Raw genomic sequence first — 20,137 nt, 5'->3', positions numbered from 1 at the left:
GCGCGGTGGACGCGCCAGCCCGCGTTTCGCGCCGGCTCGCAGGAAGGAAGACAACCGGGCCGAAGGACTCAGTAAAAAGAAGTCCGCGAACCTGTGCGGAAAACTAATAAAGCACTGTAATCAAAGGATAAATTGACCTGTAACGGATACCGAGCTCGGAGGTCATGGTCTCGATGGCGTCACCGAGGTCACCGGTGGCGAACACGCCGCTGACTCGGCGCTGGGCCAGCGCGCCATCCAGGATGACGATGCGTCCACGCCGGTAGCGGTTCAGCGTCTCCACCACATGGCGCAGGGGGGCGCCGTTGAACACCAGCATGCCGCGGCGCCACGCCGTCGCCGCCTCGAGATCACGGGTCCGAACCTGCCCCATGCCCCCGTCAGGCGTGTAGCGCACCTCCTGGCCGGGCGAGAGCACCACGCCCTGCCGCGGCCCATCGTGTTGCAGCGCCACCTCGACCCGGTGTTCGATGGCGAGCACATCGGCGCCGGCGCCGGCCTCCTCGATGACGAACTGCGTGCCGAGCGCGGTGGTGGTGCCCCCCGCCGCCTCGACCACGAAGGGGCGCGGCTCCGCGGCGGTGCGCGGCGCGGCGGCGAAGTACACCTCGCCGGCGAGAAACCTCACCCGTCTTTCGGTATCGTCAAAGTCGATGGCGATGGCACTCGCCGGCCCGAGTTCGACCGAGCTGCCGTCGTCCAGAATGACGGTCCGCAATTCGCCCGGCGCGGTGCGGTAGTCGGCGGCGGCGAGCAGCCAGGGATCGCCGAAATGGAAGCGGGCCATGCCGGCAGCAAGCACCGCCAATGCGACAACCGCACCGATGCCGGTGGCCCGGCGCCCCGCACGGCGCTGCCGGCGCGCCGGCAGCCAGTCGCGCAACGGACCCGGATCCTGCCGCAGCAGCGACAGTTCCCGCCAGGTCGAGCTGGCCTCGTCGAACGCCGCGCGGTGATCCGGCGCCTCCGCCAGCCAGGACCGCAGCGCGCGCGTCTCGTCTTCGCTCAGCGCAGAGCCATCAAGGCGCGCCACCCATTCGGCGGCGCGCATGCCGATCTCATCCGCGTGTTCGTCGACACTGCTCACCGCTGACGTCCGTAAATCGATGCCCATTCCCTATAAGACAACCAAAAGGGCGGAACACGGTAAATCGCGCTCGTGGAGCGCGCCCCTCGCCTGAGATCGCCTCGCCAATGGCCAGTCTTCAGCGCCCGCGCAGACGGCGCGTCATGCGCGCGATGGCGAGAGCGAGGTGCTTCTGAACCGCGCTTTCGGAAAGGCGCAACTGCCGGGCCACCTGGGCATGGGTGAGCCCCTCGATGCGGTTCAAGACGAAGATTTCCTGCGTGCGATGCGGCAACTCCCGCACCAATGCGTGGACGCGCTCAAGCTGGAGCCGCGAATCGACCACGTCTTCCGGCGAGGGTTGGTCCGCCGCCATCTGGGTGAAGGCTTCGGGCGCCCGCGTCTCGGTGCGCCGCCGGGCCTCCTGCTTGCGGTGGTTGAGCAGCAGGTTGCGGGCAATCGCGTAGAGATAGGCGCGAATGTCGTGAATACGGGTGTCCGGACGCTCCAGCACATTGAGGAACGCATCCTGCACCAGATCGCTGGCCGTATGCCCATCGCCGAGCCGATGCTGGAGATAGCTCCGCAGCTCGTTGCCATGGGTTGAAAAGACAAGCGAAAGGTCTGGCTGCATGAACCGGCCCACACTCCACCTCACAGTCGCGTGTGCGAGACCGTTATCATGCATGCCCGGGCAAGATAAGTTACATGGATCGACTTTATCATTGCTATAAATTTATATTGGAACGGCTCCAGATATTGAGCCTTAGGATGGCGAGCATACTGGCCGTGCCTCGTTCCCCGGATCGACGCATGGGAGCGAAAGAGAACAGGCGCGAACGGCAAGCCTCTTCCAGCTCTCCTCACCGCTGCGAGGTCAGGTTCTTCCGGACAGATGCCCACCGTGCCGTAGCGGGCGGCTTAGCCTTCCCCCGAGATTCCAGCCGACGGCTTCGCGGCGAGGGAGCGAGGCGTCATTCTGCGATCAGTCGCGAAGCGAGCGGCTTGGAAGCGCTTCGGCAACGCACTGCGCCAATTGGCCGGTGGGGTGTTCGCCTTGAAGGCGAAGCACCGGCGCGGATTGATCGTTTAACCAGCGCTCGTGCTGCGCCTGATTGCGCCCATTGAACGAGGGATCATCATAGCGCGATGCCCATTCCCGGAACGCGCGATGCGCCTCATGCATGTCCCCACCAAGCCGAATACGCCCGCCGTGCCGTTCCGCCTCCCGCGCGTCCAGGCGCTACAGTCGCACAGCCGTAGGCGTCCAGAGAAAAACGATCAGATCGACGCTCTCAATCAGCGCGTCGCCCCAGCCGATGAACGACCCCGTGAGAACCCAACCTTCGGCTTCCTTCTGCCTCTGCGCTATCAGGCGTACGCGGTCCTGCGGTGAACGCTTCGTGCTGAACGGAGGATCGGTTGGCAACCAGTAGAAGTCGTCCACATCGATATGCGGAAGGCCGAGCCGCTTGGCCAAGACACTTCCCAACGTGGAAACACCCGAACACGACGCCCCCATCACATAGACACGCGGCTGTTCTGACATCGTCCCCAAAGACATATTTGTTGCGCCCGGTACGCAAAAGGGCAGGTGCGGACCGACAACTGGGGCTCTAAAATCAATAACATAAAGAAAGTGGCTGGGGCGGGAGGATTCGAACCTCCGCATGGGGGAATCAAAATCCCCTGCCTTACCACTTGGCGACGCCCCAACGGGTCGCGGCCCGGTCGGGCGCGTTCCGTGGGCGCGGACATAGCCACAGCTTGCCGCCGCTTTCAACCTCGATACAGGGGGAAGCCGCAGGGCTTATCCACCGATCCGCCGACAAGTGGCCAAGGCCTCTTGCCGGCCGCGGCATCCGCATGCTAGTTGCTCGCGCCGCGGCGGAGTGTAGCGCAGCCTGGTAGCGCACCTCGTTCGGGACGAGGGGGTCGCAGGTTCAAATCCTGCCACTCCGACCACTATTTCCCGAGACTATCCCTGTTTCTGCCGAGACGAAGCCACCCCCCCCACCGGGGCGGCGGCGCGGCTGGACACAGCACGCGCGCTCCCTATATCCGGCGGATGAGACAGACCCTGCGGTTGTTCGCGTGAGCGCACCCCCCTCGCGCTTCCACCCCCTGCCCGCCCCGCTCACCACGGATGGCCGTCGCCGGCGCGTCGGCGTCGAGATCGAGTTCACCCACCTGTGCGAACGGGAGGCGGCGCGCTGCCTCAGTGAATATCTGGGCGGCCGCGTCGAGGAAGAGGACCCGAATGCCTACCGGATTGCGGGCTCGCGCCTCGGCGACATCGGCGTCGAACTCGACATCCGCCATGTCCACCCGAAGCGCGTCGACGGGCCGGGGCGCTGGCTGCGCCCGCCTTTGTCGGGCTGGCTCGGCGCTGCGGCGCGTCCCTTCGTCCCGCGCGAACTGGTCACCGGACCGCTGGAGGTGGAGCAGATGGAGGATCTGGACGGGGCGACGGCGGCGCTGCGGCAGGCCGGGGCGCGCGGCGAGGGGGCGGGCCTCTTCGATTCGCTTGGCCTGCACTTCAACATCGCGCCACCGGCGACGGATGCGACGACGACGCTCGCGCTGCTCAGGGCGTATCTGGTGCTGGAGCCGCGCCTGCGGGCGGAAAGCCTCACCAGCGGCCTGCTGCGCTTCCACGCCCCGCCACCCTACCCACCGGGCTTCATCCACCGCGTGCTGTCGCCGGACTATCGCCCGAACCTGTTCCAGCTTTGCGACGACTATGTCGCGGCCAATCCGACGCGCAAGCGCTCGCTCGATCTGCTGCCGTTGTTCCTGCACCTGTTTCCCGAACAGGTCGCGCCGCGCATCCGCGGCAAGGTCAAGCCGCGCGCCGTTATGCATTACCGGCTGCCGCTGGCCTATGTCGGCCGGCCCAGCTGGAGCCTGTCGGCGGACTGGAATCGCTGGGTCGAGGTCGAGGCGCTAGCCGCCGATCCGTCCCAGCTCGCCGCCGCCTGCCGGCGTGCGCTGGGTTAGCAGCCCGCCCCCAAGGCAGCGCAGGCGTGCGCGCCTGGCAATCCGCATCAGCTGGCGATCGCCACCGGCACCGAGCCCCGGCCGCCGCGGCGGAGCGCTCGCTCGTTCAGGCGCTGGTCGGCGAGCAGCCGCATGGTGTCCGCCGCCCGCTGGTGGTGGAGGAGCCCGGCCTGCAGCAGCCGGCCACAATCGGGGCGCCCGAGACCCGACAGGCGTCCCATCAGCGTGGCATAACGCGCCGCCGTATAGGCTGCGGCGGCCTGGACCGCGCCGGCAATGGCGATGTCGAGCACATGGCAATCTTCGATCTCGCCGGCGAGTTCCTCCTCGCTGATGAAGATCCCATCGATCGCCGGCGATTCCAGCACGCGCGGGCTGCAGTCGCGCCGCCGGCAGACCTCCTCGATCTTGGCGATATTGCCGACGGCAGCGGCCCGGCACTGCTCGATCTCACGTCGCAGCGCCGCGTCGGAGGCCTTGCCGGACATCAAAGAAAGGGTCTTGGCGATCCGGCGCTCGGTATAGAGCAGTTCGCCCAGGCCCTGAATCAGGAGGTCATCGAGTGACCTGATGTCTTTCGAAAGCAATCCCACGGCACGTCCTCCCGCCTTGGTTCATGGGCCAGTGAAACCGGCCGACGGAGAAACGCGGGGACGGGCGCCAGGGTTCCGTCCCTGTGCGCCGAAAGTATTAGGCCGGCTGGAAGGCTCCATCCGGGCGCAGCCGTTCGAGCACGCCGGTCGCCACCGCGAAATAGGCACCCTGCAGCGTCAGCCTTCCATCCTCGATCCGCTCGCGCACCCAGGGGAAGGTTTCGAGATTACGCAGCGAGAGCTTGACGCATTCGTATTCGAGGATGGTGCGCCGCTCGGCGGGATCGTCGCTGAGCTTGAGGGCAATGTCGCGCGCCGGCCCGGCGATGCGGATCCAGTCGGGCAGGAAGTCCTGCGCCTGCGGTGGGGCGCCGTCGACCAGCGCCCCGGCACCGCCGCACAGCGCGTGGCCGAGCACGACGATCTCCCGCACCTCCAGAACCCGGACGGCGAACTCGATCGCCGCGCTGGTGCCGTGATGCTGGTGGTCCGGTGTCAGATAGGGCGGCACCAGATTGGCCACGTTGCGCACGACGAACAATTCGCCCGGCCCGGCGTCGAAGATCATCGTCGGATCGACCCGGCTGTCCGAACAGGCGATGACCAGCGTATCGGGCTTCTGCCCAAGGGCCGCCAGTCTCTCGAAAAGCGCCTTGCGTTCCGGCCACGAGGTGGCACGAAAGCGGCGATAACCATTGAGCAGTTTGTCCATCCCTCACCCTTGCGATAGGCAGGCCGCGCAGTAGCTGAATAGACGTGCCGGGGCCGGCGCGCAAACCAGGTCTGGCCCGACCGGCAGCGCCGTGGCGCGAGGGAGACAGAGATGGCCGAGAACATTCCCTTCGACCGGCGCTTCAACGCTGTCCCGGGTGTTGTCGAGGAGGTCGCGCCCAGCGTACGGCGCGTGCTGGCGCCCAATCCGGGTCCATTCACCTTCACCGGCACCTGCAGCTACATCGTGGGACGCGGCGAGGTGGCGATCATCGACCCAGGGCCGGACGATGCCGCCCATCTCGCCGCCATGCTCGACGCGGTGCGCGGCGAGAAGGTGACGCATATTTTCCTCACCCACACCCATCGCGACCACAGCGGCGCGCTGGCGGCGCTCAAGGCGGCGACCGGGGCGCCGTCCTACGCCGAGGGCCCGCACCGCGCCGCCCGCCCGCTGCACGAGCGAGAGGCCGCCACGCTCGATTCCTCCGGCGACCGTTCCTTCCTGCCCGATGTTGCCCTGGCCGACGGCGCCAGGATCGAGGGCGCCGGCTGGGCGCTGTCGGCGCTGGCGACGCCCGGCCACACCGCCAACCACATGGCCTTCGTGCTGGAGCGGGAGGGGGCCGTTTTCGTCGGCGACCATGTCATGGGCTGGTCCACCACCGTGGTGGCGCCGCCGGACGGCTCGATGAACGACTATATGGGCTCGCTGCGCCGTCTCGGTGCACGGCCGGAGACGCTGTACCTGCCCGGCCATGGCGGGGCGATCGCGCAGGGGCCCGCCTTCGTCGAGCGCTTCCTGCGCCACCGCCAGGCGCGCGAGACGGCAATTTTGCGGGCGCTGGAGCGCGGGCCGCGGTCGATTCCGGATATCGTGCGGGCGATCTATTTCGGCCTCGACCCGCGCCTCGCAGGGGCGGCGGGACTCTCGACCCTGGCCCATCTCGAAGACCTGGTGGAACGCGGCGACGTGCTCACCGACGGGCCGGCGCTGCGGGAAGGCATCTATCGCCTGCCCTGAAGCTCTCTCGTTGCCGTGCGCCCGCCCATGGCGCGCTAGCGGCGCAACGGTCGGCCCTGCTGGTCGGCAAGCTCGGCGAAGAGCTGGGAGATGCGGCGCGCATTCGAGCCGAAATCGGCCTCGCCGCTGCGCGCCGTGGAGCGCATGTCGACGCGGGTGCCGGTGGCCGTGCCGCGCACCCGGATCACAAGGTCGTCGCGCAGGCCGAAGGGCAGGCTGCGCGCCACGGCCTCGATCCGCCCGTCGCGGCCCTCGCGCGGCGGCACGGCGTCGACCACCAGCCATTTGTGGCGCTTGGCCAGCGTCAGCAGCCCGCGAAAAATCGCGTCGGCCGGCGCGTCGAAGGTGATCGGCTTGATACCGGGATAGAGGTCGAGCTGGACCACGGCCAGCCGGTCGCCAGGATAGACCAGGCTGTTGGCGGTGCGCGAGCGGACGGTGCCGAGAGTGACAAAGTCCGGCGGGTCCCGCGTGTCGGTGGTCACGTCCGGCAGGTTGCGCACGGCCATGCCGAGCGCGGCAAGGGTCGCCGTCGGCGTGATCAGCACCAGCGCCAGCGCGGCGGCCCCGATCACCCGCCAGAGGCCCTTCAGTCCCTCGTTCCATATCACCACGAAACCGGCCAGCGCCAGCAGCAGCGCCAGCACCGCCACGGCGACGCCTGCCAGCACGGTGTAGAGCGCGCTCTGGAAATCCAGCGTTTCGGTGGCGTAGAGCACCACCCCGATGAAGGTCACCGGAAAGGCGAAGATGGCGGCGCGCAGGCTCCAGACGGCGAGCCGCGACATGCGCTCATCGATGTAAAGCCGCCGGCGGATCATCGCTGGGCGCTCCCCCTGCCCCGCCTCACGCGACGGCGACCCGCAATTGCGCCCCGGCGAGGATCAGTTCGGCGAGTTCCTCCACCGTGTCGACGACGAGGTCGGCCTCATGGGCGAAGGCGTCCACGGGGCTCGGCCCGCAGCGCACAAGCACCGCCATCGCGCCGGCGGCGCGGGCGGTGTCGAGATCGTGCCGCGTGTCGCCGACCAGCGCGATGGACGCCACAGGAAGGCCGATGAAGGCACTGAACGCCTGCACCATGCCGGGCGACGGCTTGGAGCCGTAGCCCGAATCATGGCCGTACACCGCCCGCACATAGGGTGCGAGGCCGAGCCGATCGACCTGCAGCCGCGCATTGGGCTCCGCGTCATTGGTGGCGATGCCGAGCGGCAGGCCGAAGGCATGCAGCCGCGCCAGCGTTTCCGCCGGCCGGCCGATCGGGGTGAGGAACCGCTCCCCCTCCTCGCGGAACAGGCGGTCCACCTCGTGATAGAAGTCCGAATCGGCGCGGCGCGCGAGGATATCGGCCCAGAGCGGGCCGTACTGGCGCGAGGAACCGGCGATCAGCGGCGAGGTCTGCAGGAAGCGCCGCTCCTCGGCCAGATAGTGGCTGGCACCGAACAGCCGGTCCAGAATCAGGGCGTCGTCGCCGGCGAGACGGCGCATCACCGCACCGGCCGCCGGCCCCCAGGTAAGGTCGAAGTCGACAAGAGTACCGTCCTTGTCGAACAGAATGGCGTGTGGGGCGTTCACGGTAGGACGCAATCCGGTTGGTTCCGGCGTAATGCCTGCAGGTGGAGGCCTGATAGCATGGATTTCTCCTCGCTCCCATCCGGACGCTTTTTTCCCCGCTCCGGGTTAGCGGGCCTCGCCCTGCTGATGGCGGGCACGTTCCCGCTGTCGGCCGAGCCGATGCAGGAGCTGAAGCGCTCCATCGACGAAGCCGGCACCGCCGTCAACCGCCAGCTCGGCGACTGGCTCGGCGTCGCGCCGGAGAAGCCGGCCAGGCGCAGTACCCGCGCCAGAAAGCCAAATGTCAGCACGGCCATTCCGCTGCCGCCCCGGCGCCCCAGTGAGGAGGGAGCGCGCGCCGACGCGGCGGTTCCGGCGGCCAAGGACACCGCCGCCGACACCGCCGTCTCTGCCCCCGTGACGCTCGCCCCGCCGCATGCCGCCCCGCCGCCCGCCGCCGCGTCGATAGGGCCGCCTTCGAGCCGGCCGTCAAAGCCGGTCGTTGCCGCCCCGCAGCAGGGGGGAATCCATCCGGAGGGCGCCACGGACGAGGCGCCCGACGCGCCGGAGCCGGTCGCGCCGGATCGGGCCAAGTCAGAAGGGGCCGCGCGAATGCAGGCCGCCACCGCCTCGGCGAATGTCGCGCCGTCCGCGCCGATCCCCCTGCCCATGCCCGGGCCGGAGCGCCAGATCGCCGCCCTGCCCCCGGTACCGCCGCCCGTGTCCCGCCCCTCCGGCGAGCCGCAGACATCCGAGCCCCGGGCCACTGCCGTGCCCACCATCTGCCCGGAACTGTCGAACGAGGACCTCGGCGTCTTCACCCCGGTCGCGGTGACGGCGACCAACACCGCCTGCACCGTCGACCGCGGCGTCAGCCTTTCGGCGGTGCGGATGAAGGACGGCCGGCTGGTGACGCTGGAGCCGGCGGCGACGCTGCGCTGCGAGATGGCGGCAGCCGTTGCCCGCTGGCTGCGCGACGGCGTGGAGCCGGCCGTCGCCACTCTCGGCGCGCCATTGGACAAGGTGCTGGTCGCCGCCTCGCAGCAATGCCGGCCACGCAACCGGGTCGCCGGCGCCAAGATCAGCGAGCATGGCCGGGGCAACGCCATCGACACGCGCGGGTATGTGTTGACGGACGGGCGCCGCTTCGTCATCGGCACCCCGGCGGCGGGCAGCGCCGACCAGCCGATGCCGGTCGCCTTCCAGGAATCGCTGAAGGCCAGCGCCTGCGCCGACTTCACCACCATTCTCGGCCCAGGTTCGGACGGCTATCACGAGTTGCATTTGCATGTGGACCGCGCCGAGCGGCGCAGCGGTGCGGTACTCTGCCGCTGGGCCGTCGCTGACACGAGGGCCAAGGCGCCCAGCCCGCCCAGAAAGCCGGAGATTCCAGCGGCGTCCGACCAGACGGAGGCCGCGAAGAGCCCGATGCCTGCGGATCCGGACACCTCGCCTGCCCTCGAATCCCCCGGGACAAGTCAATAGCGCGACGGCTCCGACCAAGGGCGCGCTTCCGGCGCGCCCGCAGGCGCTCTAGGGTGAGCACCGGTTCCACCCGGTCGGCGGAGTAGCTGCCATGCTCACCAATCTTCAGGCTCGCGACGTCGAGACGCTGATCCACCCCTATACCAATCTCGTCACCGTACGCGAGACCGGTCCGCTTATCCTTGAACGCGGCAAGGGCGTGTGGGTGCACGATGTGGACGGCAAGCCCTATCTTGAGGGCATGGCCGGTCTCTGGTGCACCGCGCTCGGCTACGGCAATGAAGAACTGGTGGAAGCGGCGGCGACGCAGATGCGCAAGCTGCCCTTTACCCACATCTTCGGCGGCAAGAGCCACGACCCCGCGATCGAGCTGGCCGAGAAGCTGAAGGAAATGGCCCCGGTGCCGATTTCCAAGGTGTTCTTCACCAATTCCGGGTCCGAGGCCAACGACACCCAGATGAAGCTCGTCTGGTACATGAACAACGCGCTGGGCCGGCCGAAGAAGAAGAAAATCATCTCCCGCATGCGCGCCTATCACGGCGTGACCATCGCCTCGGCCTCGCTGACCGGGCTGGCCGGCAACCACAATGACTTCGACCTGCCGATCGCCGGGGTGCGGCACACCACCTGCCCGCACCATTACCGCCTGGCGGAGGAGGGGGAGAGCGAGGAGGATTTCGCCACCCGCCTCGCCGCCGAACTCGAAGCGCTGATTCTCGCCGAGGGCCCGGAGACGGTCGCCGCCTTCATCGCCGAGCCGGTGATGGGCGCGGGCGGGGTGATCGTGCCGCCGAAGAGTTATTACCCGAAGATCCAGGACGTGCTGAAGAAGTACGACGTGTTCTTCATCGGCGACGAGGTCATTACCGGCTTCGGCCGTCTCGGCACCGCCTTCGGCTGCGAGGCGATGGAGATGCGGCCCGATTCGATCTCGATCGCCAAGGCACTGTCCTCGGCCTACCAGCCGATCGGCGCGGTGATGATCCCCGAGGAAATGTACCAGGCCATGCTGGCCGAGAGCGGCAAGCTCGGCAGCTTCGGCCATGGCTACACCTATTCCGGCCATCCGGTGGCCGCCGCGGTGGCGGTGAAGACGCTGGAAATCTATGAGCGCGAGAGCATCTTCGAGCGCGTGCGGGCCAAGATCCCGCAATTCGACGCCCGCCGCGCCGCGCTGGAGGACCACCCGCTGGTCGGCGAGGCGCGCGGCAAGGGGCTGGTCGCCGGCATCGAGTTGGTGGCCGACAAGAAGGGCAAGCACCAGTTCGACCCCAAGCTCGGCATGGCGGCCAAATGCGTCGCCTTCTGCCAGCAGGAAGGGCTGATCCTGCGCAATGTGTTCGGCGATGCGGTCACGATCTGCCCGCCTCTGGTCATCTCGCCGGCGGAGATCGACGAACTGTTCGACCGCCTCACCCGGGCGCTCGACATGACCCTCGACTACGCCGTGCGCGAGAAACTTCTGGCGGCGTGAGGCCCGGTAACGCGGCCAAGATCCCGGAGCAACGTCATCCCCGGGTTTGGCCCGGGGTCCACGACTGTCCACACAACCCGCGTCGGGCAGGACGTGGATGTCAAGACATGAATGGCCGGGTCAAGCCCGGCCGTGACGGCCATCTGGCGGAGACGGCTGACGAGAACCCCTCGGCGCAAACAAAAAGGGCGCTGCCGCCGGCAGCGCCCTTTTCATATGAAGCGTGTCGCCCGCGTCAGAGAACGACGACGTTGGCCCCCTGCGGAACGCGGGTGTAGAGGTCGATCACGTCCTCGTTCAGCATGCGGATGCACCCGGAGGAAATCGCCTGGCCGATATATTCCGGCTGGTTGGTGCCGTGAATGCGGAACAGCGTGTCCTTGTTACCCTGGAACAGGTACAGCGCCCGCGCGCCCATCGGATTGTGCGGGCCGGGGCCGACGAAGTTGGGAATGCCGGCGAGGCGCTGCTTGATCTCGGGCGTCGGGGTCCAGGTCGGCCATTCGGCCTTGCGGCCGACCTTGGCCTCGCCCTTGAACGCGAGTCCTTCCTCGCCGACGGTCACGCCGTAGCGAATCGCCTTGCCGTCGCTTTCGACGAGATAGAGGAACTTCTTATCGGTATCGACGACGATGGTGCCGGGCTTTTCGGTGCCGGCATAATCGACGATCGACCGCTGGTACATCTCCGGCGGCAGCACCTTCTTGTACGGTGCATTGGCGAGCAGTTTCTTATCCCGCGGCGTCAGCGACGCCTCGGGCGCCGGCTGCCGCTGCGCATTGCTGCAAGCGCCGAGAAGAACCGCCAACAGGACAACCACCGCCCCGCGCAAAACCATTTTCAAAGCTCCGAATCCCCGCCACGCGCCTCGCGCGTCGAACCGCTCGCCAATGTCGATTAGCCCATGTGGGACCCGCCTTGAAGGGGCCACATGATCGACACCGGTTCGTCGCCACAAGTTGTTGCGGAAAAACCTCAGTTCCGTTGGAAGAGGTCGAGAAACCCGCAAAACCCGCCGTACGTAGCGTGAGGCCTTATCTCCGACCGCGACTTTGCATATTTTTGACGCAGTCGACGCCCACTTGGTCGACATTCGCCCGGATCGGGCGATCAACCTTGGAGAGAACCATGTCTACCGAAGAAAGCCCGGCCCAACAGAGCCAGGCTGACGAGCCCCGCCCCAGCCAACGCTGGGACCGTTCACAGCAGAGTGCCCATTGGCGCGAGATCGGCATTTCCGCGGTTGCCGCTGCGGCCCGCTACGCCACCCAGACGAAGACGGTATCCGATGCCCCCATTACGGGCGCGGCGCGGACCGAAGATGCGGAAACCAAAGTCGTCACGCTTCGCGACGTAGAATATTTCGCGGCCTGACGCCGCCGGCCAAACGGCCGGGCTGCGACCGCCGCCTCCTCTCCCAGAGCCGTTGGAAGACGAATCGCCGCCGACCGGGCGCGACGCCTGCGTGCGCCCGGGTTTCGCGGGTTTCGCCGACCGGTTCAGCCGGAGCGACTGCAACGGGCCGGCCCTGTGCCTGCGGCGCGGGGCCGGCTGGAATCCGCCTGCGAACCAGAGCATGGTCGGCGCCGACACGAGCGAGTCGGAGCGGCCATGATCACTGCCTATTGCCTGCGAGACGGTGCTCTCGCTTCGGTACCTGTGCCGGCCGGATCGAACATTCCCCCCGACGCTGTCTGGGTCGACCTGTTCCGCCCCGGCGAGGGCGAGGACCGGACCATTGAGGCCGCCCTCGGCATTTCGGTGCCGACGCGCGAGGAGATGGTGGAGATCGAGCCTTCCAGCCGGCTGCGGGTGGAAAACGGCGCGCGCTACATGACCGGCGCCATCGTCTGCAACAGCGAGGGGGAGCGTCCTGCCCTCGCCGAGATTTCCTTCATCCTCGCCGGCCATCGTCTCACCACGGTGCGCTATGACGAGCCCCGGCCCTTCCGCCTCGTCGTCGCCAAGCTCGACCGCATCTGCGCGCCAGGCATCCAGGGCGAGCGGCTGCTGCTGATCATGCTCGACACCATCATCGACCGTGCCGCCGACATCATCGAACGGTTGTCGGCCGATATCGACGCCGTCTCGCGTCAGGTATTGGAGCCTGAATCGGAGCGCTCGGGCGACAGCCAGCGGTTCCGCACCATCCTCAAGCAGCTCGGGCGGCGCGGCGACCTCGCCTCCAAGGTCCGCGAGAGCCTGGTCTCGATGGGGCGCCTCGTCACCTTCCTGTACACCGAGGGCGAGGCGCAACGCTTCGACAAGGACCAGCGCGCGTTGCTGAAGAGCATGCAGCGCGACGTCGCCTCGCTAACCGACCACGTGTCCTATCTCGGCAGCAAGATCACCTTCCTGCTCGACGCCACGCTCGGCATGGTGGGCATCGAGCAGAACAACATCATCAAGATCTTCGCGGTGCTCTCGGTGGTGTTCATGCCGCCGACACTGATCGCCTCGGTCTACGGCATGAACTTCCAGCACATGCCCGAACTCGACGATCGCTGGGGCTATCCCATCGCCCTCCTCGGCATGCTGGCGGCAGCCGTGGGACCTTATCTGTTCTTCAAGTGGAAGCGGTGGATGTAGACCAGCGCCCCAACGGGGCCGGAGACCCGCGCACAGCGGATGGTGCCCGCGCCGCCTCAGACGTGCTGGCCGCCATTGATGTGGATTTCCGCCCCGTTCAGATAGGACGAGGTGTCGGTGCACAGCACATAGATGATCTTGGCCACCTCGTCGGGCGTGCCGAGCCGCTGCATCGGGATCTGCTCGACGATCTTCTCGGTCCCCGGCGAGAGGATGGAGGTGTCGATCTCGCCGGGCGCGATGGCGTTCACCCGCACCCCCAGCCGGCCGAAATCGGCCGCCATCTCGCGGGTGAGCCCGGCAAGCGCCGCCTTCGAGGTGGCGTAGGCCGCCCCCGCGAAGGGATGAACCCGCGAGCCGGCGATCGAGGTGACGTTCACCACCGCGCCATGGGTGCGCTTCAGTTCCTCCAGCAGACCGCGCGCCAGCAGGATCGGCGCGAAGAAATTCACCTGGAACACCCGCCGCCAGTCTTCCTCCGGCGTGTTCAGCGTGCCGAGCCGGGCGCCGCCCTGCCCCTTGGGCGAGATGCCGGCATTGTTGACCAGCGCGTGCAACTCGCCATTGGCCAGCCGGTCCTTGATCTCGTCCACCGCCCGCAGCGTGTCCGCCGGGTCGGAGAGGTCGACCTGGATATGGTCCTCCGGCCCCATCTCCCACGGGCAGTTCTCCGGGAAGGCATGGCGCGAGCAGGTGATGACGCGCCACCCCGCGGCCGAGAAACGCTTGACCGTGGCATGGCCGATGCCGCGCGAGGCGCCGGTGAGCAGAAGGGTGCGGCGAGGCTGGTTGTTCATGGGCGATGTCTTAGCTCAGCGACGGGGCGGTGTCAGGGACAAAGCCGCCCGGGGAAGGGGGCCACTCACGGGAAAAGCCTGATCTTGGTCCAATCCGGCGTGTCGGCAGTGTCGCGGGCGAACACGACGCGGTCGTGTAGGCGGAACGGCCGGTCGTGCCAGAACTCGATCTGCAGCGGGCGGATGCGGAAGCCGGTCCAGTGCGCCGGGCGCGGCACCGATCCCAGCGCATATTGCGCCGTGAATTTCGCCACCGCCGCCTCCAGCGCGAAACGCCCCTCCAGCGGGCGCGACTGCTGGCTCGCCCAGGCGCCGATCTGCGACAGCCGCGGGCGCGAGGCGAAATAAGCATCGGCCTCCGCCTCGCTCACCGTTTCCACCGGGCCGCGCAGCCGCACCTGCCGGCGCAGCGACTTCCAGTGGAACACCGCCGCCGCCTTCGGCACGGCCGCCAGCTCGCGCCCCTTGGCGCTGCCGGTATTGGTGAAGAACACGAAGCCGCGCGCGTCGCGCTGGTTGAGCAGCACCATGCGCACATCGGGCAGGCCGTCGGCGTCGACGGTGGCGAGCGCCATGGCGTTGGGATCGTTCGGCTCGCTCTCCTTGGCCTGCGCGAACCATTCCTCGAACAGCAGGAAAGGCTCCGTCGAGGCGGTGAAATCACCGGATGTTAACTGTTCGGGCGCTTCCATAGGGGCATCTTCGGACGGTTGAGTACGGGACCCATGGGCATGTTCCACAGGTGGCGGCGGACGGCACAGGGCGAGGCAGGCACCGGCCTCCCATATAAGCCCGCAGCATCGTTCCGCACAGCACCCTGCGCGCTGACTTTGGTCGCCGGCACCCTCCTTCTCGGCGGCTGCTCGACCGGGCCGGACCTCGACACGCTGGCGACGGGCTCGGTGACCCCCCGCGCCTATGCCCGCGAGCCGGTGCCGAAGGGCATCGCGCCCGACGACTGGGCTGCCGCCCGCACGGCTCTGGCCGAAGCGCTCCACGAAAAGGAAGCCGCCCCTAGCGTGCCGTGGGAGAACGTCGCCAGTGCCACGCGCGGCACCGTCACCCCGCTGGCCGGGCAGCCCTCCGGCGAGCGCGGCAAGTGCCGCGAATTCCTGATGAGCTTCGTGCGCGAGACGGGCGAGGACTGGCTGCAGGGGGAGGCCTGCAAGGCCGGCAAGAGTGGCTGGAAGGTCGACCAGGCGCGGCTGCTCGAACGGGGCTGAGCACACACAACGGCGCCTATGGCCGTTGCATCGCGGCAACACCGTGACTACATGGTCGAGAGCCGGAACCGCCGGACGAGATCACCATCCATGCGCGATCCCTATGAAATCCTCGGCGTCGCTCGCAACGCCGACCAGAACGAAATCAAGCGGGCTTTCCGCAAGCTCGCCAAGAAGCTGCACCCGGACGCCAACAAGGACAGCCCGAAGGCGCAGGAGCAGTTCGCCGAGCTGAACACCGCGCACGAGATCCTGTCCGATGTCGAGAAGCGCGGCCAGTTCGACCGCGGCGAGATCGACGCCGAAGGCAAGCCGCGCGGCTTCGAGGGCTTTCCGGGCGGCGGCGGCTTCAACCGCGGCTTCCGTCGCGGACCGCAGGCCGAAAATCCTTATGAGAGTTTTTCGTTCGGCCCGGAGGGCGTGCGCCGTTCCGGCCACGCGCCCCATGATGCGGGCGGCTTCGACGACGTGATCGCCGACATACTCGGCGGCCTTGGCGGGCGTGGGCGCGGGCGCGGCGGCCCGGGCGGCGAGGTTCCGCGCGGCGGCGACATCGACATCAAGGTGCCGGTCGCGCTGGAGCGGGTGGTCGAGGGCGGCTCGGTGAAGGTCCACCTGCCGAGCGGGCGCACCGTCGAGGTGAAGATCCCCGCCGGCGTGGTCGAGGGCCACCGCATGCGCCTGAAGGGACAGGGCGAGCCGAGCCCGTTCGGCGGCCCGGCGGGCGATGCCTATGTGGTGGTCTCCTACGCCCCGCACCGGCATTTCCGCATCGAGGGATCGGACCTGCGCACCGATGTTGCGCTGCCGCTGGTCGACGCGGTGCTCGGCGGCAAGGTGCGGGTACCCACGCTCAGCGGCGAGGTCGAGCTGTCGGTGCCGGCCCACACCAATTCCGGCCGCACGTTCCGTCTGCGCGGCAAGGGTCTGCCCAAGGCGGGCGGCACGGCGGGCGACCTTCTGGCGACCACGCGGATCATGCTTCCCGATGCGCCGGACAAGGAGCTGGAGGAGCTGATGCGGCGGCGGCGCGAGGGCGCCGGCTGAGCCCTGTCGCTCATGGGAAGCGGTCACGCGCCACCGCTCGCTTGAGCGGCCCCTGCTGCTGTGCGATAGGAACGTGCGCCCAATCACGTGGGCAACGGTACGGAGCATCGTGACGAGCATGGCATCGGGCGGATTGATGAGCGGCAAGCGCGGCCTGGTGATGGGAGTGGCGAACAACCGCTCCATTGCCTGGGGAATCGCGAAGGCGGCCCACGCGCATGGGGCGAAGATCGCCCTCACCTATCAGGGCGAACCGCTGCGCAAGCGCGTCGAGCCGCTCGCCGCCGAGCTCGATGCCGCCGTCGTCGGCCATTGCGACGTCACCGACCCGGCGACTATCGACGCGGTGTTCGCCGAGACCGAGCGCCAGCTCGGCGGGCTGGACTTCCTGGTCCACGCCATCGCCTTCTCCGACAAGAACGAGCTCGACGGCCGCTATGTCGACACCACGGCGGATAATTTCAGCAAGACCATGCTGATCTCCTGCTACAGTTTCACCGCGGTCGCGCAGCGCGCCGAGAAGCTGATGACCGATGGCGGCTCGATGCTCACCCTGACCTATTACGGCGCCGAGAAGTGGATGCCGCACTACAACGTCATGGGCGTCGCCAAGGCCGCGCTGGAGGCGAGCGTGCGCTATCTCGCGGCCGACCTCGGTCCGAAGAACATCCGCGTCAACGCCATTTCCGCCGGTCCCATCAAGACCCTGGCTGCCTCCGGCATCGGCGATTTCCGCTACATCCTCAAGTGGAACGAGCTCAACGCCCCGCTGCGCCGCACCGTCACCATCGACGAGGTCGGCAATACCGGCATGTACCTGCTCTCCGATCTCGGGCGCGCCGTCACCGGCGAGGTGCATCACGTCGATGCGGGTTACCATATCGTCGGTATGAAGAATCCCGACGCGCCCGACCTCACCCTCGATCGCGACTGAGCCGACCCACACGCGGAGCACCCACCATGATGACGGCCCGCCTGATAACGCTCTTCCGTCCCTGCGGGCTCGCGGCCCTCGTCGCCGCGGCGCTGTCGCTGGGCGGCCTCGCCGCCACACCGGCCGCAGCACAGTCCGGGCCCATCATCATCAACCCGCCGCCGGGCTCGGGGCTCTCCGGCCTTCCCTATGTGCCGCCGCCGGACGCGCAGGACAGCGGGGTGCCGCCGACCTTCCAGCAATACCCGCTGATGGACCGCATCTTCGGCTTCGGCGGCGCGATCTTCCCCGGCTATGTCAGCCCCAGCGGGGGGCGCAACGATTATGAGCGGCGCGGCTTCCTCACCGGCGGCGGCAACGGCCCGGTCCTCTTCGCCGCCGGCTCCGCCGATTCGCTGTGCCAGATGACGCAGGCGCCGCAGGTGAAGGTGCTTTCGGCACCGCCGGGGGTCAAGCTGCACTTCACCATCGGCAAGTTCATCGCCACGGGCGTCGATGGCGGCTCGCATCGCTGCCTGGGCAAGCCGGTCGGCGGCGTGCTGGTCACCTACAAGGGGCGCGCCCCGGCGGGCGCCACGGCGACGCTGCGGGTCTCCTACCCGTTCAAGCGGATCAGCTACACGCATGTCGTGAGCTTTCCGCGCAAATGACCCGGCGCATCTTTCTCGTCCGGCACGGCGAGACCGACTGGAACCTCGCCGGCCGCCTGCAAGGCACGCATGACATCCCGCTCAACGATCTCGGCCGCGAGCAGGCGGCGGAGACCGCGCGGGTGGTCGAGCGCCTGAGCGGCGGCGCGCGCAATCTCGACTTCGTGGCGAGCCCGCTCAGCCGTGCCTCGCAGACCATGGCGATCCTGCGCGCCGAGCTTGGCCTCCCGCCCGACGGCTTCCGCCGCGACCCGCGGCTGCGCGAGATCGGCTTCGGCCGTTGGGAGGGATCGACCTGGCCGGAACTGCGCCGGCGCGACCCGGTGAGCCTCGCCGCGCGCGACGCCGACCCCTGGAACTTCACCCCGCCCGGCGGGGAGAGCTACACCGAGCTGTCGGTCCGCGTGCTGGCCGCCGTCGGCGAACTCGCCGGCGACAGCGTGGTGGTGACCCATGGCGGCGTGGTGCGCGCCATGCTGCACGCCTTCGCCGGCATGCCACCGGCCCAGGCGGTAGAACTCCCCGTCCGCCAGGGCGCCGTCTATCTGATCGAGAACGGCGCGTTCGAACTCGCCGTCGCCTGACCACACTCCGGAGGTGACGCGATGGGCGTCCAGCTGATCCGTGCCGACGAGGCACTCACGCCCCGCCCGATCTGGTGCGTCACGCCGCAGAACTGGCGCGAGGTGGCCGGTGGCCTGCCTGCCCCGGCGCTCGCCTTCGGCGAGGCCACCGGCTTCAAGGCCGAGGCCGGCGCGCTCCTGGTGCTGCCGGCAGCGGACGGGGCGATCGCCGGCGTGCTGTTCGGCTGCGAAGGCTCGCCGCGCGACCCGCTGACCTTCGGCCGGCTCGCCACCACGCTGCCGGCCGGCGACTACGCCATCGCCCATCCGCCCGCCGATCCGCGACTTGCCGCGCTCGGCTTCCTGCTCGGGGGTTACCGCTTCACCCGCTACGGCAAGCGGCCGGTGGCCGATGTGCGCCTCGTGGTGCCCGACGGGACCGATGAGGCCTATCTGCGCCGCACCGCCGAGGCCGTGGCGCTGACCCGCGATCTCGTCAACACTCCGGCCAACGATCTCGGCCCGGCCGAGATCGAGGCAGCGGTGCGCGCTCTAGCCTCGCGCTTCGGTGCGCAGGTGGAGGTGACGAGCGGCGACGACCTGCTCGCCGCCAACTTCCCGCTGATCCACGCCGTCGGGCGCGCTTCGCCCCGTGCCCCGCGCCTCATCGACCTCAGCTGGGGCGACCCCGGCGCGCCGAAGGTGACGCTGGTCGGCAAGGGCGTCGCCTTCGACACCGGCGGGCTCGACATAAAGCCGTCGAGCGGCATGCTGCTGATGAAGAAGGACATGGGCGGCGCCGCCAACGCCATCGGCCTGGCGCAGATGATCATGGCGCGTGCCCTGAAGGTGCGGCTGCGCCTCATCGTGCCGGCGGTGGAAAATTCCATCGACGGCTCGGCCTTCCGCCCCGGTGATGTGTTCGCCTCGCGCAAGGGGCTCACCGTGGAGATCGGCAACACCGATGCCGAGGGCCGGCTGATCCTCGCCGACGCGCTCAGCCTCGCCGACGAGGAGGCGCCGGAACTGCTGATCGACTTCGCCACGCTCACCGGCGCCGCCCGCGTCGCGCTCGGCCCGCAACTGCCCCCCGCCTATACCGGGGACGATACGCTGGCCGCCGACCTTGCCCGCCACGGCGCCGCCGAGGCCGACCCGTCCTGGCGCATGCCGCTGTGGCCGCCCTATGCCTCGATGCTTGACAGCAGGATCGCCGACCTCAACAACGCTCCCAGCGGCGGCTTCGCCGGCTCCATCACCGCGGCGCTGTTCCTGCAGCGCTTCGTCACCCGCGCCGGCGCCTGGCTGCATCTCGACATCTTCGCCTGGAACCCGACCACGCGGCCCGGCCGGCCGGAGGGCGGCGAGGCGCAGACCATCCGGGCGCTCGACGCGCTGATCGCCGAGCGCTACGGCGCCTGACACAA

General features: G+C 68.6%; 23 protein-coding genes and 2 tRNA genes. 13 read left to right on the top strand and 12 right to left on the bottom strand.

Going from position 1 to position 20,137, the window contains the following annotated elements:
- Nucleotides 1–103: 103 nt before the first annotated feature.
- From KHC23_RS00420 to KHC23_RS00400, 5 genes are all read right to left on the bottom strand, one after another.
- A complete protein-coding gene (locus KHC23_RS00420) occupies nt 104–1,051 on the bottom strand; it encodes a FecR family protein (RefSeq protein WP_246543945.1) in 948 nt (315 codons plus the stop codon).
- Between the two features lie 154 nt (nt 1,052–1,205).
- A complete protein-coding gene (locus KHC23_RS00415; protein ID WP_213368191.1) occupies nt 1,206–1,700 on the bottom strand; it encodes an RNA polymerase sigma factor in 495 nt (164 codons plus the stop codon).
- Between the two features lie 351 nt (nt 1,701–2,051).
- Nucleotides 2,052–2,252 carry a P-loop NTPase family protein gene (locus KHC23_RS00410; protein ID WP_213368190.1) on the bottom strand — a complete coding sequence of 67 codons (201 nt, stop codon included), beginning with the start codon at nt 2,250–2,252 and terminating at the stop codon, nt 2,052–2,054.
- 57 nt (nt 2,253–2,309) lie between these two features.
- Nucleotides 2,310–2,546 carry a P-loop NTPase family protein gene (locus tag KHC23_RS00405; RefSeq protein ID WP_213368188.1) on the bottom strand — a complete coding sequence of 79 codons (237 nt, stop codon included), beginning with the start codon at nt 2,544–2,546 and terminating at the stop codon, nt 2,310–2,312.
- A gap of 160 nt (nt 2,547–2,706) precedes the next feature.
- Nucleotides 2,707–2,781 (bottom strand) — tRNA-Gln (locus KHC23_RS00400).
- A gap of 173 nt (nt 2,782–2,954) precedes the next feature.
- Here KHC23_RS00400 and KHC23_RS00395 point away from each other — a divergent pair.
- Both KHC23_RS00395 and KHC23_RS00390 read left to right on the top strand, forming a co-directional pair.
- Nucleotides 2,955–3,031, top strand: a tRNA-Pro gene (locus tag KHC23_RS00395).
- Between the two features lie 129 nt (nt 3,032–3,160).
- The gene (locus KHC23_RS00390; protein WP_213368186.1) at nt 3,161–4,066 is read left to right on the top strand and encodes an amidoligase family protein; all 906 of its coding nucleotides are present in this window, start codon (nt 3,161–3,163) and stop codon (nt 4,064–4,066) included.
- 47 nt (nt 4,067–4,113) lie between these two features.
- On the opposite strand, the gene KHC23_RS00385 is transcribed toward KHC23_RS00390, so the two are convergent.
- Nucleotides 4,114–4,659: a YciE/YciF ferroxidase family protein gene (locus KHC23_RS00385; RefSeq protein ID WP_213368184.1), complete on the bottom strand. Its 546-nt coding sequence runs from the start codon at nt 4,657–4,659 to the stop codon at nt 4,114–4,116.
- 97 nt (nt 4,660–4,756) lie between these two features.
- The gene (locus KHC23_RS00380) at nt 4,757–5,371 is read right to left on the bottom strand and encodes a carbonic anhydrase (protein ID WP_213368182.1); all 615 of its coding nucleotides are present in this window, start codon (nt 5,369–5,371) and stop codon (nt 4,757–4,759) included.
- 111 nt (nt 5,372–5,482) lie between these two features.
- Between KHC23_RS00380 and KHC23_RS00375 the strand changes: the two genes are divergently transcribed.
- Nucleotides 5,483–6,394: an MBL fold metallo-hydrolase gene (locus KHC23_RS00375; protein WP_213368180.1), complete on the top strand. Its 912-nt coding sequence runs from the start codon at nt 5,483–5,485 to the stop codon at nt 6,392–6,394.
- A 35-nt stretch (nt 6,395–6,429) separates the two neighbouring features.
- Here the strand turns inward: KHC23_RS00375 and KHC23_RS00370 are convergent, their stop codons facing one another.
- A complete protein-coding gene (locus KHC23_RS00370; protein ID WP_213368178.1) occupies nt 6,430–7,215 on the bottom strand; it encodes a DUF1499 domain-containing protein in 786 nt (261 codons plus the stop codon).
- A gap of 25 nt (nt 7,216–7,240) precedes the next feature.
- Nucleotides 7,241–7,969, bottom strand: coding sequence for an HAD family hydrolase (locus tag KHC23_RS00365; protein ID WP_213368176.1), 729 nt, complete (start codon nt 7,967–7,969; stop codon nt 7,241–7,243).
- A gap of 57 nt (nt 7,970–8,026) precedes the next feature.
- Between KHC23_RS00365 and KHC23_RS00360 the strand changes: the two genes are divergently transcribed.
- Complete coding sequence (locus tag KHC23_RS00360) at nt 8,027–9,433, top strand: extensin-like domain-containing protein (RefSeq protein ID WP_213368175.1); 1,407 nt, start codon at nt 8,027–8,029, stop codon at nt 9,431–9,433.
- A gap of 91 nt (nt 9,434–9,524) precedes the next feature.
- On the top strand, nt 9,525–10,907 hold the full coding sequence (locus KHC23_RS00355; protein WP_213368173.1) for an aminotransferase: 1,383 nt from the start codon (nt 9,525–9,527) through the stop codon (nt 10,905–10,907).
- A gap of 235 nt (nt 10,908–11,142) precedes the next feature.
- Here KHC23_RS00355 and KHC23_RS00350 read toward each other — a convergent pair whose 3' ends face one another.
- Nucleotides 11,143–11,745 carry a L,D-transpeptidase gene (locus KHC23_RS00350; protein WP_246543941.1) on the bottom strand — a complete coding sequence of 201 codons (603 nt, stop codon included), beginning with the start codon at nt 11,743–11,745 and terminating at the stop codon, nt 11,143–11,145.
- Nucleotides 11,746–12,035: 290 nt separating this feature from the next.
- Here KHC23_RS00350 and KHC23_RS00345 point away from each other — a divergent pair, with 290 nt between their 5' ends.
- Nucleotides 12,036–12,281 carry a hypothetical protein gene (locus tag KHC23_RS00345; RefSeq protein WP_213368171.1) on the top strand — a complete coding sequence of 82 codons (246 nt, stop codon included), beginning with the start codon at nt 12,036–12,038 and terminating at the stop codon, nt 12,279–12,281.
- Between the two features lie 237 nt (nt 12,282–12,518).
- The gene (locus KHC23_RS00340; RefSeq protein WP_213368169.1) at nt 12,519–13,496 is read left to right on the top strand and encodes a magnesium transporter CorA family protein; all 978 of its coding nucleotides are present in this window, start codon (nt 12,519–12,521) and stop codon (nt 13,494–13,496) included.
- A 56-nt stretch (nt 13,497–13,552) separates the two neighbouring features.
- Here the strand turns inward: KHC23_RS00340 and KHC23_RS00335 are convergent, their stop codons facing one another.
- Both KHC23_RS00335 and pdxH read right to left on the bottom strand, forming a co-directional pair.
- The gene (locus KHC23_RS00335) at nt 13,553–14,293 is read right to left on the bottom strand and encodes an SDR family NAD(P)-dependent oxidoreductase (RefSeq protein WP_213368167.1); all 741 of its coding nucleotides are present in this window, start codon (nt 14,291–14,293) and stop codon (nt 13,553–13,555) included.
- A gap of 65 nt (nt 14,294–14,358) precedes the next feature.
- Complete coding sequence (gene pdxH, locus KHC23_RS00330; RefSeq protein ID WP_213368165.1) at nt 14,359–14,985, bottom strand: pyridoxamine 5'-phosphate oxidase; 627 nt, start codon at nt 14,983–14,985, stop codon at nt 14,359–14,361.
- A gap of 39 nt (nt 14,986–15,024) precedes the next feature.
- Here pdxH and KHC23_RS00325 point away from each other — a divergent pair, with 39 nt between their 5' ends.
- The 6 genes from KHC23_RS00325 to KHC23_RS00300 all read left to right on the top strand — a co-directional run bounded on the left by KHC23_RS00325 (nt 15,025) and on the right by KHC23_RS00300 (nt 20,132).
- Complete coding sequence (locus KHC23_RS00325) at nt 15,025–15,516, top strand: RT0821/Lpp0805 family surface protein (RefSeq protein WP_246543939.1); 492 nt, start codon at nt 15,025–15,027, stop codon at nt 15,514–15,516.
- Between the two features lie 90 nt (nt 15,517–15,606).
- Entirely contained in the window at nt 15,607–16,563 is a 957-nt protein-coding gene (locus tag KHC23_RS00320; protein ID WP_213368163.1) for a DnaJ C-terminal domain-containing protein, read from the top strand.
- 118 nt (nt 16,564–16,681) lie between these two features.
- Complete coding sequence (gene fabI, locus KHC23_RS00315; RefSeq protein ID WP_213369028.1) at nt 16,682–17,497, top strand: enoyl-ACP reductase FabI; 816 nt, start codon at nt 16,682–16,684, stop codon at nt 17,495–17,497.
- A gap of 26 nt (nt 17,498–17,523) precedes the next feature.
- Nucleotides 17,524–18,147 (top strand): hypothetical protein, encoded by a 624-nt coding sequence (locus KHC23_RS00310; RefSeq protein ID WP_213368161.1) that lies wholly within the window; start codon nt 17,524–17,526, stop codon nt 18,145–18,147.
- Nucleotides 18,144–18,731, top strand: coding sequence for a histidine phosphatase family protein (locus KHC23_RS00305; RefSeq protein ID WP_213368159.1), 588 nt, complete (start codon nt 18,144–18,146; stop codon nt 18,729–18,731). Before KHC23_RS00310 ends, KHC23_RS00305 begins: the two co-directional genes overlap by 4 nt.
- Nucleotides 18,732–18,752: 21 nt before the next feature.
- Nucleotides 18,753–20,132, top strand: a complete 1,380-nt coding sequence (locus KHC23_RS00300; RefSeq protein ID WP_213368157.1) for a leucyl aminopeptidase family protein — start codon at nt 18,753–18,755, stop codon at nt 20,130–20,132.
- Nucleotides 20,133–20,137 lie beyond the last annotated feature (5 nt).

It is taken from the genome of Ancylobacter dichloromethanicus, from assembly GCF_018390645.1.
GTDB lineage: Bacteria > Pseudomonadota > Alphaproteobacteria > Rhizobiales > Xanthobacteraceae > Ancylobacter > Ancylobacter dichloromethanicus.
Note: the sequence above shows the minus strand (reverse complement) of the source record. Positions and strands in the feature narration are given on the sequence as shown.